The sequence below is a fragment of the Erwinia phyllosphaerae genome (assembly GCF_019132875.1).
GTDB lineage: Bacteria > Pseudomonadota > Gammaproteobacteria > Enterobacterales > Enterobacteriaceae > Erwinia > Erwinia phyllosphaerae.
On sequence record NZ_JAHSPF010000009.1, the window covers coordinates 70,819 to 86,406 of the forward strand.

The 15,588-nt window shown below is 51.2% G+C and carries 17 protein-coding genes; 10 read left to right on the plus strand and 7 right to left on the minus strand.

What is annotated here, in order from left to right; genetic code table 11:
* Window positions 1-95: 95 nt before the first annotated feature.
* From KUE00_RS15770 to KUE00_RS15780, 3 genes are read right to left on the minus strand one after another with little or no spacing between them, the layout of a single operon-like run.
* Entirely contained in the window at window positions 96-683 is a 588-nt protein-coding gene (locus tag KUE00_RS15770; RefSeq protein WP_246760846.1) for a LysE family translocator, read from the minus strand.
* A complete protein-coding gene (locus KUE00_RS15775) occupies window positions 683-1,393 on the minus strand; it encodes an SDR family NAD(P)-dependent oxidoreductase (RefSeq protein ID WP_246760847.1) in 711 nt (236 codons plus the stop codon). The genes KUE00_RS15770 and KUE00_RS15775 overlap by 1 nt, the downstream gene beginning before the upstream one ends.
* Window positions 1,390-2,076, minus strand: a complete 687-nt coding sequence (locus tag KUE00_RS15780) for a 2OG-Fe dioxygenase family protein (RefSeq protein WP_246760848.1) — start codon at window positions 2,074-2,076, stop codon at window positions 1,390-1,392. Before KUE00_RS15780 ends, KUE00_RS15775 begins: the two co-directional genes overlap by 4 nt.
* A gap of 794 nt (window positions 2,077-2,870) precedes the next feature.
* Between KUE00_RS15780 and KUE00_RS15785 the strand changes: the two genes are divergently transcribed.
* The 10 genes from KUE00_RS15785 (at window position 2,871) to KUE00_RS15830 (ending at window position 11,688) form a co-directional block, all read left to right on the plus strand.
* The gene (locus tag KUE00_RS15785; RefSeq protein ID WP_343215891.1) at window positions 2,871-3,206 is read left to right on the plus strand and encodes a glycine dehydrogenase; all 336 of its coding nucleotides are present in this window, start codon (window positions 2,871-2,873) and stop codon (window positions 3,204-3,206) included.
* A 21-nt stretch (window positions 3,207-3,227) separates the two neighbouring features.
* Window positions 3,228-3,590: a glycine-rich SFCGS family protein gene (locus KUE00_RS15790; protein WP_246760849.1), complete on the plus strand. Its 363-nt coding sequence runs from the start codon at window positions 3,228-3,230 to the stop codon at window positions 3,588-3,590.
* 3 nt (window positions 3,591-3,593) lie between these two features.
* A complete protein-coding gene (locus KUE00_RS15795) occupies window positions 3,594-3,893 on the plus strand; it encodes a DUF4312 family protein (RefSeq protein WP_246760850.1) in 300 nt (99 codons plus the stop codon).
* Between the two features lie 36 nt (window positions 3,894-3,929).
* A complete protein-coding gene (locus KUE00_RS15800; RefSeq protein WP_246760851.1) occupies window positions 3,930-4,706 on the plus strand; it encodes a DUF4311 domain-containing protein in 777 nt (258 codons plus the stop codon).
* Window positions 4,707-4,718: 12 nt separating this feature from the next.
* Complete coding sequence (locus KUE00_RS15805; RefSeq protein WP_246760852.1) at window positions 4,719-5,363, plus strand: DUF4310 family protein; 645 nt, start codon at window positions 4,719-4,721, stop codon at window positions 5,361-5,363.
* A gap of 43 nt (window positions 5,364-5,406) precedes the next feature.
* Window positions 5,407-6,540 carry an amidohydrolase/deacetylase family metallohydrolase gene (locus KUE00_RS15810; RefSeq protein ID WP_246760853.1) on the plus strand — a complete coding sequence of 378 codons (1,134 nt, stop codon included), beginning with the start codon at window positions 5,407-5,409 and terminating at the stop codon, window positions 6,538-6,540.
* Window positions 6,524-7,642, plus strand: a complete 1,119-nt coding sequence (locus KUE00_RS15815) for a DgaE family pyridoxal phosphate-dependent ammonia lyase (protein ID WP_246760854.1) — start codon at window positions 6,524-6,526, stop codon at window positions 7,640-7,642. The genes KUE00_RS15810 and KUE00_RS15815 overlap by 17 nt, the downstream gene beginning before the upstream one ends.
* Window positions 7,639-8,379 (plus strand): 2-dehydro-3-deoxy-phosphogluconate aldolase, encoded by a 741-nt coding sequence (gene dagF / locus KUE00_RS15820; RefSeq protein WP_246760855.1) that lies wholly within the window; start codon window positions 7,639-7,641, stop codon window positions 8,377-8,379. Before KUE00_RS15815 ends, dagF begins: the two co-directional genes overlap by 4 nt.
* 98 nt (window positions 8,380-8,477) lie before the next feature.
* Window positions 8,478-10,388 (plus strand): BglG family transcription antiterminator, encoded by a 1,911-nt coding sequence (locus tag KUE00_RS15825; RefSeq protein WP_246760856.1) that lies wholly within the window; start codon window positions 8,478-8,480, stop codon window positions 10,386-10,388.
* A gap of 190 nt (window positions 10,389-10,578) precedes the next feature.
* Window positions 10,579-11,688 (plus strand): phosphatidylinositol-specific phospholipase C, encoded by a 1,110-nt coding sequence (locus KUE00_RS15830; RefSeq protein WP_246760857.1) that lies wholly within the window; start codon window positions 10,579-10,581, stop codon window positions 11,686-11,688.
* An 80-nt stretch (window positions 11,689-11,768) separates the two neighbouring features.
* Here the strand turns inward: KUE00_RS15830 and dolP are convergent, their stop codons facing one another.
* Genes dolP through KUE00_RS15850 form a run of 4 tightly spaced genes read right to left on the minus strand, consistent with a single transcriptional unit; the run spans window position 11,769 to window position 15,527 of the window.
* Window positions 11,769-12,341, minus strand: a complete 573-nt coding sequence (dolP, locus tag KUE00_RS15835; RefSeq protein ID WP_246760858.1) for a division/outer membrane stress-associated lipid-binding lipoprotein — start codon at window positions 12,339-12,341, stop codon at window positions 11,769-11,771.
* Between the two features lie 10 nt (window positions 12,342-12,351).
* Window positions 12,352-12,942, minus strand: a complete 591-nt coding sequence (gene diaA, locus KUE00_RS15840; protein ID WP_246760859.1) for a DnaA initiator-associating protein DiaA — start codon at window positions 12,940-12,942, stop codon at window positions 12,352-12,354.
* A 30-nt stretch (window positions 12,943-12,972) separates the two neighbouring features.
* Window positions 12,973-13,365 (minus strand): YraN family protein, encoded by a 393-nt coding sequence (locus KUE00_RS15845; protein WP_246760860.1) that lies wholly within the window; start codon window positions 13,363-13,365, stop codon window positions 12,973-12,975.
* A complete protein-coding gene (locus tag KUE00_RS15850) occupies window positions 13,323-15,527 on the minus strand; it encodes a penicillin-binding protein activator (RefSeq protein WP_246760861.1) in 2,205 nt (734 codons plus the stop codon). The genes KUE00_RS15845 and KUE00_RS15850 overlap by 43 nt, the downstream gene beginning before the upstream one ends.
* Window positions 15,528-15,588 lie beyond the last annotated feature (61 nt).

The window sequence follows — 15,588 nt, forward strand, 5'->3', positions numbered from 1 at the left end:
GGCCGCCCGGGCCTCTTCTTTTTTACAGCGCGATCTTATCAAAGCTTTTCTCTAAATCTGTTTAAGTCTTCATTGCGGGCTTCACGCCGCTGAAATTAAATCCATAAAAAAGCTACGGCGACTAACAGCAGCAGGCCAAAGATCTTATCCTGATTTTTACTGAACGCGCTCTCTTTGTTTTTGAGAATGACATCCGCTGAATAACTCCAGACCAGATGAGACAGCAAGTTACAGAGCGTAATGATGACGGCTAAGGCAATTCCGTAGACGTGGTTGGTAGCCTGCTGTGAAAACAAAGAAAAAATCGTGATGATAATAGTGATGTTTTTAGGATTAAGCGCCTGGGCTAAAACACCATGAAAGAAGCCGCCGCGAACCTCTTTCTTTTTATTAACGTCAGATTTAGAAGTCAGCATCAGGTAAGCAATATAGAGCATGTAGCCGCTGCCCAGGACTTTAGCTACGAGCGAAAGCATCGTAAATCTGCTTAATATTTCCTCTGCGCCAAACGCCACAATTAAAGAATAAATGAACGGAAGAACCTGTAGGCCTCCGATAAACTTTAATGTCTTCTTAAAACCGGCTGATGATGCAAGGCTTAAACACAATATATTGGTTGGACCCGGAGAGAGAGCCAAAGGTAAATTAACCAAAAGGGCACTAAGTATAAATTTTGTATCCATTAGATATCCTTAAATGCAGACCAGCCGCCATCGACAAACAGAGTGCTTCCGGTGGTAAAAGAGGATTTTGACGACAGTAAAAAAAGAACGGCTTCGGCTACCTCTGCTACTGTGCCGGTTCTTTTTAAAATATGATTGTTATTTATCTTCCGCATTAACGCATCATCATTGTAATATTGCTCAGTCAACGATGTTCTGATTACGCCCGGCGCTACCGAATTTACCCTGATGTTTTTATGCGCCAGTTCAACGGCCAGGCATTTTGTCAGGCCGATAAGGGCGTGCTTGCTGGAAACGTAGGCGCTTCTGTCAGGCTCGCCTAAAACACCTGAAACCGATGAGATATTTACGACGGAAGCGCCAGACTTTAACCTGCCTTGTAACGACTGCACAGCGATGAAAAAGGAGTCTACGTTAACGCTAAACACCTTTTTCCATTCTTTGTAGGTAAGGTCGGAAAGTGAACAAATTTCTCTGATTCCGGCACTGTAAATAATGCCATCCAGTGCTAAGTCATCCGGCAACGCTTTTAATGTTTTTTCCACCTCTTCCGGTTTTGACAGGTCAACAAAAAAGTAGTCGTTTCCAGCATGTTTGGCATCGGGTTTTTTGATGTCAAAGATCGTCAGCTGATGGTTTTCATCAAGTAATTTTGACGCTACTTCTGCTCCAATCCCGCTGGCTCCCCCAAAAATTAAATAATGACTCATTTCTCCTGAACCTTACTTTCCAGGGTGACAAGCAGGATATCTCTGTAGCTTAATTCATCCTCATTTTTACAGCCCAACGGCGTTACCGCATGCAAAAAATCCCTTGTCAAAATCAGCGTATCCATAAAGTTTGATAAGTTTAGAACGCCTTCAATAGATTTTCCGTTTTCCGAAATGATGGAATCGCCGCCAACGGCGTTATCTGATTTAGACAGGAAATGCAAAAAAACTAACTCTTCATCATCTTTATGTAGCCACAGAGGAGAGCTATAGGATGGCGCATTAAATTTTGCACAATAGCGTATTGGATGGACGCCGATATTCATTTTGCGGAGGTGAGGGAAACTGGTAACAATATAGTTAACGTCTTTCGCCAGAATATCGTTGAAAAGGTCGTTTGAAAGCAAGTTCTCAGGCATTGGTCCAAACTTTCTATCTACTCCGCCATCAACGTTATTTGAATCGTATGTTTGAAAATAGTCAGAGCTATCGGCAGGGGAAAGGCCTTTTTCAACGCTGTAAGTATACCGCTGATAAGCGCGTTTTCTTATTTCTCCCTTTGCGTAAGTATCAGGCTTTAGCCTGTCATATTCTTTTCGGAAAATATCCTGATACTGGCCGCTATTTTCCGCCGCTATGTATTCATTACCCTTTACAAAAATATCTTTTACTCTTTCGCTCATTAAAAATTTCTCATCCATACAGTATATTAAGCGGCACATATCTTAAACATCTTGTTAACAAACTCAAGATATACATAAGCTTTAATTATGTTTCAATGTGTTTCTAATGAAAGGTTCATGGGAGGGTACGTAGAGGGTGTCTTCTTAAATATTTGTTTTCATTTGTTTTATTTAAATGGTTGGGTGCTACCTAAAATGATCGCTACCCTGGCGTTTTTCTTATTGCAATGAAATGTTAAGTATTATTTGATGGGTTGGGGCGGACTCTGGTAAAGAAAATGGCGATAGTAGTTTGATACGCTAATGTGAAACTTCTCGCCTTACATCACATGCAAAGATAAATTCCCCACGGCCTGAAATTTTAGCCTGAATTATTGAAGGCAAGGTATGTTATAAATTTAAAAATAAAATTATATTTGTCTGTTAATATATATTTCATTAATGCGAATGTTTTATGACTTTTGGGGGTGGCTATTGCTTTTCTCTATTTTTGGAAGTATTCATAAGCTATTCCTATGCTCTGGCGAATAGCCAGCAATAAAGAGAGCCGCTCAACCCGCTACGAAATCATTCGTCAGCATTTTTTACTGGTGTTCTGTGATTTATCTTCCATTTTCAACATTCTTACCTGACAAACTCCCATTCTGTGAACGGTTACGCTGCCGCTGTCATTATTTCCACTTTGAAACGGAAAAATACGGCCTACACACAACTTCCTGAGGAGACTACTTTATTTTCTCGTAATTAACCCAGGCGCCTGGTCTGGGATGAAATGGAAAATAAAGGGGCGTTGCGTGAAAGATGGAGCAGTGGCAGAGAAAACAGCCGACGAGAAACAGGCCATTCAGGCACTGGCGGATAAAGTAATGGCGCAAATCACGGAGCTTTTTGCCGTCAGAAAAATTTATCCCAACGCCGTACAGCAGCAAATGCTGGTGTCGCACGTGCGGGCGATGGCGCTACGTTCGCTGACCGGAGAACCGCTGCCGGAAGTGGAGGCGGACCTGTTTGAAGATATCTCGCCAGACTCTATGTCACTGGCGCAGCAGGTGGTCGATCTCTTTGGCAACTTACCAAAAGAAGAAGCCTGGCTGCTCTCCGTTCATTTTGAAGTAGCAAAAGAAAATTAATCCTCACTGGAGAAATGGAATATGTCACAGGTTGTAGTGGTTATCGGCGATCGTTTAGGTAAAGGGCAGAAGGTTGCGGCTGGCGTGGAAAAGGCGGGCGGCAAAGCCGTGGTGGTGCCTGGCGTAGCGGCGGATATGAAGCTGGGAGATGCGATGAAAGCGGAAAACGCCACCTTCGGTATCTCTTTTTGCGGCAGCGGCGGCGCAGGCGCTATTACCGCCCAGACAAAGCATGGCTATAAAGCGAAGTACGGCATGCGCTCGGTTGAAGAAGGCGTCACCGCTATCAACGAAGGCGCGACGGTGCTGGGATTCGGCTTTATGGATAAAGAAGAGCTGGGCGAGCGTCTGGTCGAAGCCTGGAACAAGAAGTACGGCGCCTGACCCATGAAGGAGCAATTTACCTCAACGGTAAACGTCAGCGGCAAAGGCGACAGCAAGGAAAAAGCGTTTGCCGATGCGCTAAGCCGGGTACAGAGCACGCTCTTAAAGTCGAGCGGTAAAGTCCTGCTGCGTATTGAACCGCAGGACGTCAGGGTGGTGCTGGCGCGGGAAAGCGTCAGAAAAGAGCGGTTTCTCTTTTTCTTTCTGGCAAGGGAACGGCGGAGTTACAGCGTCGAACTGGAAATTACCGTCAGCGTGAGCGCGATTGACGTCAGCAAAGTCGATTTCATCACGAGCCAGTAATCTAAAAACGTTAGTACAGCCTGGAAGGACAGTGTGATGTTTTTAATTATTCTTTTTAAATCTCTTATTATCGGCGGCCTCGTCGGCGTGGGTGTTGGCGCAGGTGCCGCACGAATGTTCCACGCGCCGACAACGCAGGGTATGGGAGCGTTTCGTACGCTGGGTGAACTAAATTCCTGTGAAGGCGATCCCGCCTCTCACTTCTCTTTTGGTCTGGGTTTCTTTTTCAACGCCTGGGCATCGTCGGTGGCGGCGGGTTCCTTCACTCAGGATGTTGACCACCGCATTATTCCTCACTGGGGCGCAGCGGCGCTGATGATCAAAAACCGCGACCTGGCGGAAACGCTGCACAATCCCAAAAAAATGGCGATAGCCTGCGGCCTGATCGGCATGGTGGTCGTTGCCTTCCTTAACTCTACCGCTTCTGCTGTCCCGGCGGCGCTGCAGGTTACCGCGGTCAAGGTACTGGTACCTGCGGCAAATCTGCTGGTGAATACCGTGATGCCGGTCATTTTCTGGCTGGCGGCTATAGAGGCCGGTAAAAAGTCGGGTTTCTGGGCAACCATTTTTGGCGGCCTTGCCCAACTGATCATGGGCAACGCGGTGCCGGGCCTGGTGCTGGGTATTCTGATTGGCAAAGGCGTAGAGGAGAGCGGCTGGAACCGCATTACCAAAGTAATGATGGTTGCTATCGTGCTGCTGTTTGTCCTGAGCGGCTTTTTCCGCGGCTTCGACATGAAAATGCTGGAATCTTTCCGCCTTGGCGTGCCGGACTGGCTGTCGATTATTCACCAAACCCTGAGCGGCAAATAAGGAGAAAAGAGAATGGAAGAGTCAAAAAGCGGTTTCTGGTATGCCGACTGGTCTTTCCCGATTTTTGTTGGGCTACTCTCCGCCGGGGTCTTTGCCGGTACGCATATGTATTACGTCTATGGCCTTGGCGCGTTTAACGAGGTCGCCTTCGTCTCAATGCTGCGGTCGGGCATGGAAACCGGCGTGTATGGTGCCGTAGCGGCCTTTGGCGCCAGCTTTTTGTTTGCGCGCATTATTGAAGGTTCGCTGGTCGGCATTCTGGATATCGGCGGCGCTATTCAGACCGGCGTAGGGCTTGGCGTTCCTGCCTTGCTGCTGGGCGCGGGCATTGTTTTTCCGGTGGCTAATTTTGCCGCCTCGCTGCTGAGCGGCCTGATCCTTGGCGTGGCTATTGGCTATGTCATCGTGCTGGCTCGCAAATTTACCATCAGCAATAGCGACTCCACCTACGGCGCTGATGTGATGATGGGCGCGGGTAACGCCTCCGGACGTTTTCTGGGGCCGCTGATTATCCTTTCCGCCATGGCTGCTTCCATTCCGATTGGTCTGGGATCGCTGCTTGGCGCGCTGCTGTTTTATCTCTGGAACAAGCCGATTACCGGCGGTGCCATCCTGGGCGCAATGCTGCTTGGCGCGTTTTTCCCTGTAGCGATCTAGCTGCCCGTTAAGGCGGGAGCTTCCGCTGACAGAGGAACAAATTATGTTTGACCTGATTATCCGTCGCGCGCGCTTTATCGACGGTAGCCTGAACGATGTTGCCGTTGCGAACGGCAAGATCGCCGCACTTGGTGAGATAAAAGAGCAGGCCGCGCATGAGTACGATCTGGCGGGGCGCTTTTACCTGAGCGCAGGCTGGATAGATTCTCACGTTCACTGCTATCCCAAATCGCCCATTTATCATGATGAGGCGGATTGCATTGGTGTGGCAACCGGCGTGACCACCGTAGTCGATGCAGGCAGCACCGGCGCTGACGACATCGACGATTTTTACCAGCTGACCCGCAGCGCCAGCACCCGGGTTTACGCGCTGCTGAATATCGCCCGTACCGGCATTGTTACGCAGAACGAGCTGGCGGATATGACGCAGATCGACCGCGTTGGGATACGCGATGCCGTACAGCGACTGCCTGGTTTTATTATCGGCATTAAGGCCCGCATCAGCAGCAGCGTGGTCGGCGCGAACGGCATACGGCCGCTGGCGCTGGCCAAAACTATTCAGCAGGAAAACGGCGGGCTGCCGCTGATGGTGCATATTGGCAATAACCCGCCCGATCTGGACGAGATAGCCGACTTGCTGACCAGCGGCGACATCATTACCCACTGCTACAACGGCAAGCCAAACCGCATTCTGACGCCCGCTGGTGAGCTGCGCGCCTCTGTCCATCGGGCTTTGCAGCGTGACGTACGGCTGGATGTAGGCCACGGTACGGCCAGCTTCAGCTTTGAAGTTGCCCGAGCCGCCATTGCGCAGGGGATCCTGCCACATACCATCAGCTCTGATATCTACTGCCGCAACCGTCTGAACGGCCCGGTACGCTCGCTGGCGCACGTGATGTCCAAATTTTTTAGCGTGGGCATGACGCTGCCGCAGATTATAGATTGCGTAACCGTTAACGCGGCGCAAGGACTGCGGCTGGCGCAGAAAGGACGGCTGGCGGTGGGATTTGACGCCGACTTCACGATTTTTGACCTGCAACATCAGAGCTGTTCATTTATTGATTCCGAAGGCGTTACGGCGTCGGGAGAGAAGCAGCTGTTGCCGCTGGCCGCCGTGGTGGCCGGTCGCTGGTTTGTTACCGAAGAAGGGAAAAAGCAACATGTCTTCGATTTATGAGAAATACGGTTTAAAACGGGTCATTAACGCCTCGGGACGCATGACTATTCTGGGCGTCTCGACCCCGGCGGCCAGCGTGGTTGAGACGGTAAAATATGGTCTTGAGCACTACTTCGAAATAAAGGACCTGGTCAACAAAACCGGCGCTTATATTGCAGGCTTGCTTGGCGCGGAAGATGCGGTGGTAGTTTCCTGCGCTTCTGCCGGGATAGCACAATCCATAGCGGCAGTGATAGTAAAAGATAACGACTGGCTGCTGGAAAACCTGCACGCCGCGCCGCTCAATGTGCCGCATGACATCGTGGTGCCAAAAGGCCATAACGTAAATTATGGCGCGCCGGTAGGCACCATGGTCGCCTTAGGCGGCGGTCGCCTGGTAGAGGCAGGCTATGCCAACGAGTGCTCGGCAGAGCAGCTTTCCGCTGCCGTTACGCCGCAGACCGCCGCCATCCTCTATATCAAGTCGCACCACTGTGTACAGAAAAGCCATTTGAGCGTCGAACAGGCTGTAGCCGTGGCACGCCAGCACAGATTACCGCTGATTGTAGATGCCGCCGCTGAAGAAGATCTGCAGTGCTATTACCGTTCCGGCGCGGATTTAGTGATTTATAGCGGCGCGAAAGCCATTGAGGGGCCAACCAGCGGGCTGGTAATCGGTCGTAAGCAATACGTAGAGTGGGTAAAACGCCAGTCGTTGGGCATTGGACGGGCGATGAAAGTCGGCAAAGAAGGCATTCTGGGGCTGACGCAGGCGATAGAAAACTATTTGCAGCAGAACAAAGTTTCCGGCGCGCAGATGGTAGAAAACATGTCGCCATTTATCGATAGCCTCAATACGCTTAACGGCGTCAGTGCCCGGGTAGTATGGGATGCCGCAGGCCGCGATATTGCCCGTGCGGAGATTCATTTTGATGAAGCGGTGACTGGATTAACCGCCGGCGCAATTGTGCAGGCGTTGAAAACCGGCGAGGTGGCAATCTATTTCCGTGGCTATAAAGCGAATGAAGGCATTGTGGAAGCGGATGTCCGCAGCGTAACGCCGGAACAGCTCCAGACCATTTATTTGAATATTAAAGCTTTGTTATCAGGAGAGAAAAAATGAAGCTGACGCCCGATTTTTATCGCGACCGCGTATGTTTGAACGTCCTTGCCGGTAGCAAAGAGAATGCACGGGAAATCTGGCAGGCGGCAGAAGGGCATGTGCTGGTCGGTGTACTGTCAAAAAATTACGACAGCGTGGCGAGTGCGGTGGCCGATATGCGCGAATATGCTGCGCTAATCGATAACGCGCTTTCCGTTGGGCTGGGCGCAGGCGATCCCAACCAGTCGGCGATGGTCAGCGCCATTTCTGCAGAGATTCAGCCGCAGCACGTTAACCAGGTTTTTACCGGCGTAGCGACCAGCCGCGCGCTGCTGGGCCAGAGCCAGACGGTGGTTAACGGCCTTATTTCCCCAACGGGCACGCCGGGTATGGTGAAAATTTCTACCGGCCCGCTCAGCTCGGCGGCGGCGGACGGTATTGTGCCGATAGCCACGGCGATAGCGCTGCTGAAGGATATGGGCGGCAGCTCGGTAAAATATTTTCCAATGGGCGGCCTGAAAGCGGTAGCCGAATATAGAGCGGTAGCGCAAGCCTGTGCAGAACAGGATTTCTGGCTGGAGCCGACAGGCGGTATCGATTTAGAAAATTACGAGACCATCCTGCAAATTGCGCTGGAGGCAGGCGTCAGCAAGATCATTCCGCATATTTACAGCTCGATTATTGATAAAGATACGGGTAATACTCGACCAGAAGATGTCAGCACGCTGCTGAAGATAACTAAAAAACTGGCTGGATAAACGGACAAGCGCGGGCCGGATCGTGTCGGCCCGTTTTGCCTTTTTACAGGCCCGCGTCGGCCGGGCTATATAAAAAAACGCTAACGACAGGAGAAACGGTGAGATTTCCCAACCAACGCCTTGCCCGGCTGTTTGCCACGCTGCAAAACGAAACGCTGCCTCAGGATGAACTGGCGCGACGCTTTGCGGTTTCAACGCGCACCGTACGTACAGATATCACCACGCTGAATGAACTGCTGGCCGATCACGGCGTCCGTTTTGTATTAAATCGCGGCGAAGGCTATCAGCTTAAAATAGAAGATGCGAAGCGCTACGGCAGGTTACAGCATCAGTCGCCATCTCCCTTACGTATTCCGCGAAGTTCTACCGCTCGGGTACGCTATCTTCTGACTCGTTTTCTCACCTCAGCTTTTTCGCTCAAGCTGGAGGATCTGGCCGATGAGTGGTTCGTCAGCCGCGCCACGCTCCAGAGCGATATGGCTGAGGTAAGAGAACATCTGGCACGCTATCAGCTGGTGATTGAAACCCGGCCGCGCTATGGCATGAAGTTGTTCGGCAGCGAAATGGCAATACGAACCTGCCTGACTGATTTGCTCTATGAAATTGCCCAGCAGGACGTCGACGATCCGCTGCTCAACCAGGAAGCGTTAAACAGCGGCATACTGGTCACGCTACAGCCGCTGCTGAACCACTGCCTTAGCCATTTTAATATCAGAGTGACGGACGACGGCGAATTCTATCTGCGCCTTTACTGCGCGGTAGCCATTCGACGTATCAGCGAAGGTTATCCGCTTTCCGATTTCAGCGCTGATGATGTGGATACGGAAGTGCGCGATGCGGCTCGCCATTTGATTACGCTGCTGCGGCCGCTTGCCGGAAAAGCGATATCACCCTCTGAGGAAGCTTACCTGCGCATTAATATTGCGGCGCGGCGTATTGAAGAGATTTCGCCAGATGCTATCAGTCCGGATGACGGCGAGTCGCTGGTCAATTACATCCTCAGTTACATCAACACGCATTATAACTTTAATCTGCTGGACGATAATCAGCTGCGCGCCGATCTGTTAACGCATATTAAAACCATGATTACTCGCGTGCGCTACCAGATTAATATCCCTAATCCACTGCTGGCTAATATCAAACAGCACTATCCGATGGCATGGGACGTCACGCTGGCTGCCGTTTCCAGCTGGGGGAAATATACGCCTTATGCCATCAGCGAAAACGAGATTGGTTTTCTGGTCCTGCATATTGGTGTCGGCCTGGAGCGACATTATAACGTCGGCTATCAGCGTCACCCGCAGATCCTGCTGGTATGCGATAGCGGAAATTCAACCGCGCGGATGATTCAGGCCATGCTGATGCGCAAGTACCCACAAATTGTGGTCACCAGCATCCTGTCGCTACGCGAATATGAGCAGCAAGAAAATATAGAAGAAGATTTTGTGGTTTCTACAGCCAGGCTTGGTGAAAAAAATAAACCTGTCGTGGTTATGTCGCCGTTTCCGACCGAATACCAGCTGGAGCAGATCGGGAAACTGGTGCTGGTCGATCGCACCCGGCCTTATATGCTGGAAAAATTTTTTGATGCCAATCACTTCTTAATCATCGATCGTCCAATGACCCAGGCGGAGCTGTTCAGAACGCTGTGCGATAAGCTGGAAAAAGAAGGTGCCGTAGATCAAGAGTTTCATGCTTCGGTCGTAGAGCGTGAAGCCATTGTCAGCACGATGCTGGGTGAAGGCATCGCGCTGCCTCACTCGCTGGGCCTGCTGGCAAAAAAAAGCGTTGTCTATACCGTGCTGGCACCGCAGGGTATTTCATGGGGAGATGAGACGGCCTCGGTGATCTTCCTGCTGGCTATCAGTAAAAGCGAATATGAAGAAGCGATGGCGATTTACGATCTGTTCGTCACCTTTTTGCGGGAAAGAGCAATGCCGCGCCTGCGCGACAGTCAAGATTTTGCCAGTTTTAAACAGGTGGCGGCAGAGTGTTTAAGCCGGATGTAAGTTTTTGCCATCAGAGAATAATTATTTCCTTAAGATCGTATTTGAAATAGTTTCTGCCTATTTAATCCTTAATTGCGGACTCTTTCCTTTCTAAATGAATTCTTCATTGCTAGCTTACCCCATTCTGAAAATAGCCGGAGGATCCTCGGTGTAGCCCGGCAATTGGTTTAGTAAATCTTAAAGGAATAACATGATTTATTTAAAGGTCAGGGTGGTTTTTCTGCTCGCTTTTCTTTCGTTCCCTGCGTTTTCTCACTATGACGATGCGTACTTTCATCGTGCTGATAATGCTTTTACTTATAAAAAGAACTGGATGGCTTCAATCAGCGATGAAACCTGGCTAAGTGAAATGGCTTTACCCGGAACGCACGACAGCGGAACCTACAAAATGTCCGGGCGGCCAATTGTTCGCACTCAGGTATTAACAATTAAACAACAGCTTGAATATGGTATCAGGGTCCTGGATATCAGAGTCAGACATACTGGTAATAAACTTGCCGTCCATCATGGCCCTGTCTATCTCCATCTGATGTTTGGCGAAGTTATTAATCAAATTGATGAGTTTTTACAGGAAAACCCTACGGAAACCGTGTTGGTGAGAATCGCTGAAGAGCATAAGCAGGACAGCAATAATACTCGCGATATAAGATATACGCTGAAAGAATATCTGAATAAATCTGCCCATTACCTGGAGACATCAAATGAAAATATTAAGCTTGGGTCAGCCAGAGGAAAGTTTATTTTATTAAGCGATAACTATTATCTGGGTGGAATAAATTATGGCTATTTCAGAGCGCAGGATGATTATTATCTCGGCACCAACTGGGATCTCCATAATAAATGGCTGGAAATCAAAGCGCATTTTGATAAAGCTGTAAAAGGCTACTTTGGCACGTTTTTCATTAATTATCTTTCAGGCTCGGGAGGGACGTTCCCCTACTTTGTAGCAAGTGGGCACTCTTCCAGCGAGACTTCTGCACCACGATTACTTACGGGATTAACTACGCCGGGATGGAAAAATTCCTATCCTGATTTCCCCAGGGTTAGCTGTTTCATCGGTATCTGTTCAATAGCTTTTGAAGGCACAAATATTCTTTCCCGGGATTATATAAAGCGTCTTAACAAACCGGAAACGGGGGCGGCGGCTATCATCGGAATGATAAACGCGGCTACAAGTGAAAGGACAATTGGCATTGTTATGGCTGACTTTCCGGGCGAATCATTGATTCAGGCCATTATTGATAACAACACCTTATTGAAGAAAAGAAACGTGATGTTGAGACAAAGAATTATTAATTAAGCTGATTCAAACAACAATAAAATAAATCCGTATCAGTACCTGATACGGATTTACAGTCTGGGTGGCGTTTTAAAAAACGGCTATTGCAGAATGGTAAACGCGGTGGTGACATGCTTCACGCCGCTGACCCGGCTGGCAATGTCGGCCGCCGCTTTGGCTTCTGCGCTTGTCACCAGACCCAGCAAAAAGACCTCGCCGTTTTCGGTCGTTACTTTTACGTTAGAGGACTTAACCTGGTCGCTCGACAGCAGGTTTGAGCGAACCTTGGTGGTGATCCAGGTATCGGAAGAGGCCGTACCGAAACTGGCTTTTGCGCCCGTACGAATTTCGTTATAAACCTCGGTTGCGCCATCAACGCCTACGGCAATTTGTTTAGCCCTGCTGGCAACATCCGCGCTCGGTGCCTCGCCGGTTAACAGAACTTTGCCCTGATAGGCCGTAGCCACGATGTGGGCTTCTTTTTTAATCTGGTCATCTTTCGCCAGCGCATTGCTGACGCGCAGTTCCAGCGTGCCGTCATCAACCTGCGTTCCCACGGTACGGGGATCGGTTGCCGTTTTGGTTGCTACGGCGGCGCTGCCGATGACCGCAGCGACGCAGCCCTGTAGCAGCAGCGCTGCCAGCATTACAGCGGTTGCAGATAATAGCTTCATGTAAACTCCTTTAAACGTCCTGGTGGGGAAACAAGGTGTTATCGATTAAATCGCACAGGCAATTTACGGTTAACATATGCATTTCCTGAATCCTCGCGCTCCGGTGCGAAGGAATACGAATTTCCACGTCCTGTGGACCCAGTAAACCGGCGAGCTCGCCGCCGTCATAACCGGTTAACGCAATAATCGTCATATCGCGCGTCACCGCTGCTTCAACGGCCTTCACAATATCGCGGCTGTTGCCGCGTGTTGAAATGGCCAGCAGAATGTCGCCAGCGTGGCCCAGCGCCCGCACCTGCTTGGCGTAAATTTCGTCGTGCAGGCGATCGTTACCGATAGCCGTCAACAGCACGTTGTCCGCGCTCAGCGCTACCGCAGGCAGGCTGGGGCGTTCGCTTTCAAAGCGGTTGATCATGTTGGCTGCAAAATGCTGGGCGTTGGCGCTCGACGTGCCGTTGCCACAGCTCAGCACTTTATTGCCGTTTAACAACGATTGCACGATGCTCATCGCCGCGCGTGAAATGGCGTCCGGCAGTGCTTCTGCCGCCGCGATCTGCGTCTGAATACTTTCGGTAAAACAAACTTTTATTCTTTCCAGCACGTTTTTCACCTGGCAAATAGTGGCGAAGAGTTACTCCGCCGTAAAGGCATTGGGCAGCCAGTTAATCCGTACGCCGGTTACCGCTACCACGTCAAAACGGCAGCTGGCGCACTCAAGGCTGCTCTGGCGTCCGTTTAGCCATAAGGCTGCGGCTTTCAGTAGCTTCCGTTGCTTGCTGCGGGTTACGCTGGCTGCGGCACCGCCAAACAGATCGTTACGGCGGTAGCGCACTTCCACGAAAACCCACGTTGCACCATCGCGCATAATCAGGTCAATTTCACCGGCGCGAAAGCGAACGTTAGCCGCGACAAAAATTAATCCTGCTTTTTCCAGCAGGCGGCGGGCCTGTTGTTCATAGCCCGCCCCCGTTTGCTGACGATTCAGGATGCCGGAACGATTTGTCCCTGACGATACTGGCTCCATACCAACTTCCTGTTGATGACGCAGTCCTGAGTGGCGCTCAGGCTACCGGTTTCTCCCTTCAGCTGGAAGCCCGGTAGCTGGCGTACCTCGTTAAAATGGTTGGCCAGCGTCCAGGCATCCACGCCCATCGCATACAGGCGAACCTGAGAATAATCATTGTTAAAGCTTTTTGCTGCCTGCTGCATCAGCGCCGGATTACTGCCCGACAGCAGTGGAATGTCGCTGAACTGCACGCCTTCCATTTCCAGACGATAGTCTGGGCCGCTTCCGGCCTGGTAGCTGCGCGAGCTGGCATAAATCTGCGCCATGCTGCGGCTGCTGACGCGCATAGAGATCATCGGCTTAATCAATGCCATCTCGTCCTGGGTAGCCACGATATACAGCGAATCAACACTGCCGTCACCGCTCGATACAGGTGCCTGTGGCGCCGGAATGGTCAGGCCAGCCACGGTTACGCCCTGCGGCTGCTGTGTCTGCTGGGAAACGATTGGCGTACCGGTCAGACGCAGGCCTGCGCCGCTATTGATACCCTGCTTCAGCTCGCTTTGAGAACCAAACTGCTGCTGCAGTACGGTGCCGCCGCCCAGCTTTTGCCATTCAGCCGCAAATGCCTTGCTGACGCGATCGCCCAGCGAGCTGCGCGGTACCATTAAAAGCGGCGAACGCTTGCCCTGATCCCACATATGATGCGCGGCATCACGTGCTTCGTCTTCAGGAGAAAGCGCAAAGTAGCAAAGATTCGGATGGTTCTGCACCGCTTCCGGCTCGTTAAGCGCCAGGATATTTAACGGTGTCGGTAAAGAGGCTAAGCGATCGACGTTGCTTTTCAGCAGCGGGCCAACTACCAGCGTGGCGCCGTCTTTCTGTGCCTGCGCCAGGACCTGATCTATCGGCTGGCTGCTGGTGTCGTAAACCTGAACCTGTGCCGAGCTTGATGGCGGCGCGGTTTGCGCTACGTTACCGCCTGACGCAGCAGGCTGCGCTGCGCCGTCAGTAGCGGCAGGCTGTGTCGTGTTCCCGGCAGGCTGCGCAGCGGAAGAGTTAGTCGCCGCGTTTTGACCGGCGGCAGAAGCAGGGCTGACTGCTGCGTTTTGACCGGTGGCAGAAGAAGGGCTGGCTGCTGTGTTTTGACCGGTGGCAGAAGCCGGGCTGGCTGCCGCGTTTTGACCAGTGGCAGAAGAAGGGCTGGCTGCTGCGTTTTGACCGGTGGCAGAAGCCGGGCTGGCTGCTGGATTGGCTCCGGCAGCAGCTGTCGCATTACTGCCGTCAGTCTGCGGCGGCACGGCTGCCTGCGCCAGCGCACCATTTCTGGCATCGTCAAAGCCTTTCTGAATCGCTTTGGCAAAAATTTGCGCCTGGCCATTTAACGGCAGCAGCAGCGCAATTTTACCCGTAGAGGACTGCTGGAAATTTTGTACCTGGCTCAGCGCCGTTGGCAGCATTTTGGCCGCAGGATTTTCAGGGTAGCGGGTTTGCCAGTCGCTGATGCCCGCTTTCAGCATAGTTGGGTCGCTGACGTTGGCTTTATAGACGTTGAGCAGATCTAACCAGCCCTGCAGCGTGTTCTCATCCGCGTTGATCACTAAACTGCCGGTTTGCGCTGGCGTCAGCTGGGTCAGCGCCAGCCAGGTAGCATCAATATTCTTTTGCTTATCTGCTGGCGACGTTAGCAAAGGTTCCTGAGCAATATAGGCACGCAGCAGATCGAGAGAGGGACGGCCCTGACCCGCAGCTATCTGCAACTGATAGTAGCGAGCCAGCTGATCTTTTGACAGTGAGCCGGTATTAACCTGCTGTAAAAGCTGGGCGGCACCGCCTGTATCCTGCTGCATCGCCTTTAGCTGTGCCTGTAGCAGCAGAGACTCCTGATGCTGCGTGTCGCTTAGCTGTTGCGGCAGGCTGGCAAGCTGATCGCTGGCCTGAGGAATTTTTCCTTCCTTCAACAGCGCCCTGATTGCGAGTAATTGCCAGTCAACCTTGTTATCATTTGAACTTTGCTGCATTTGCTGCAAATAAGAGTCGGAAGTGCCCGTCGCCGCGCCCTGCACGTCGACCGAGGAGGTTTGCGGTCCCTGGCCGGAACAGCCGGCAAAAATCAGGGCCGCCAGCAGCAGAGGCACGCAGCGTCCTGCTTTGTTATGAATGACTTTCGAAGGAAGCATACTGTATCCAGTTATGTTTTTTTCAAGATGCTCAATATTAAATCGGCAATTCGGATCAAAC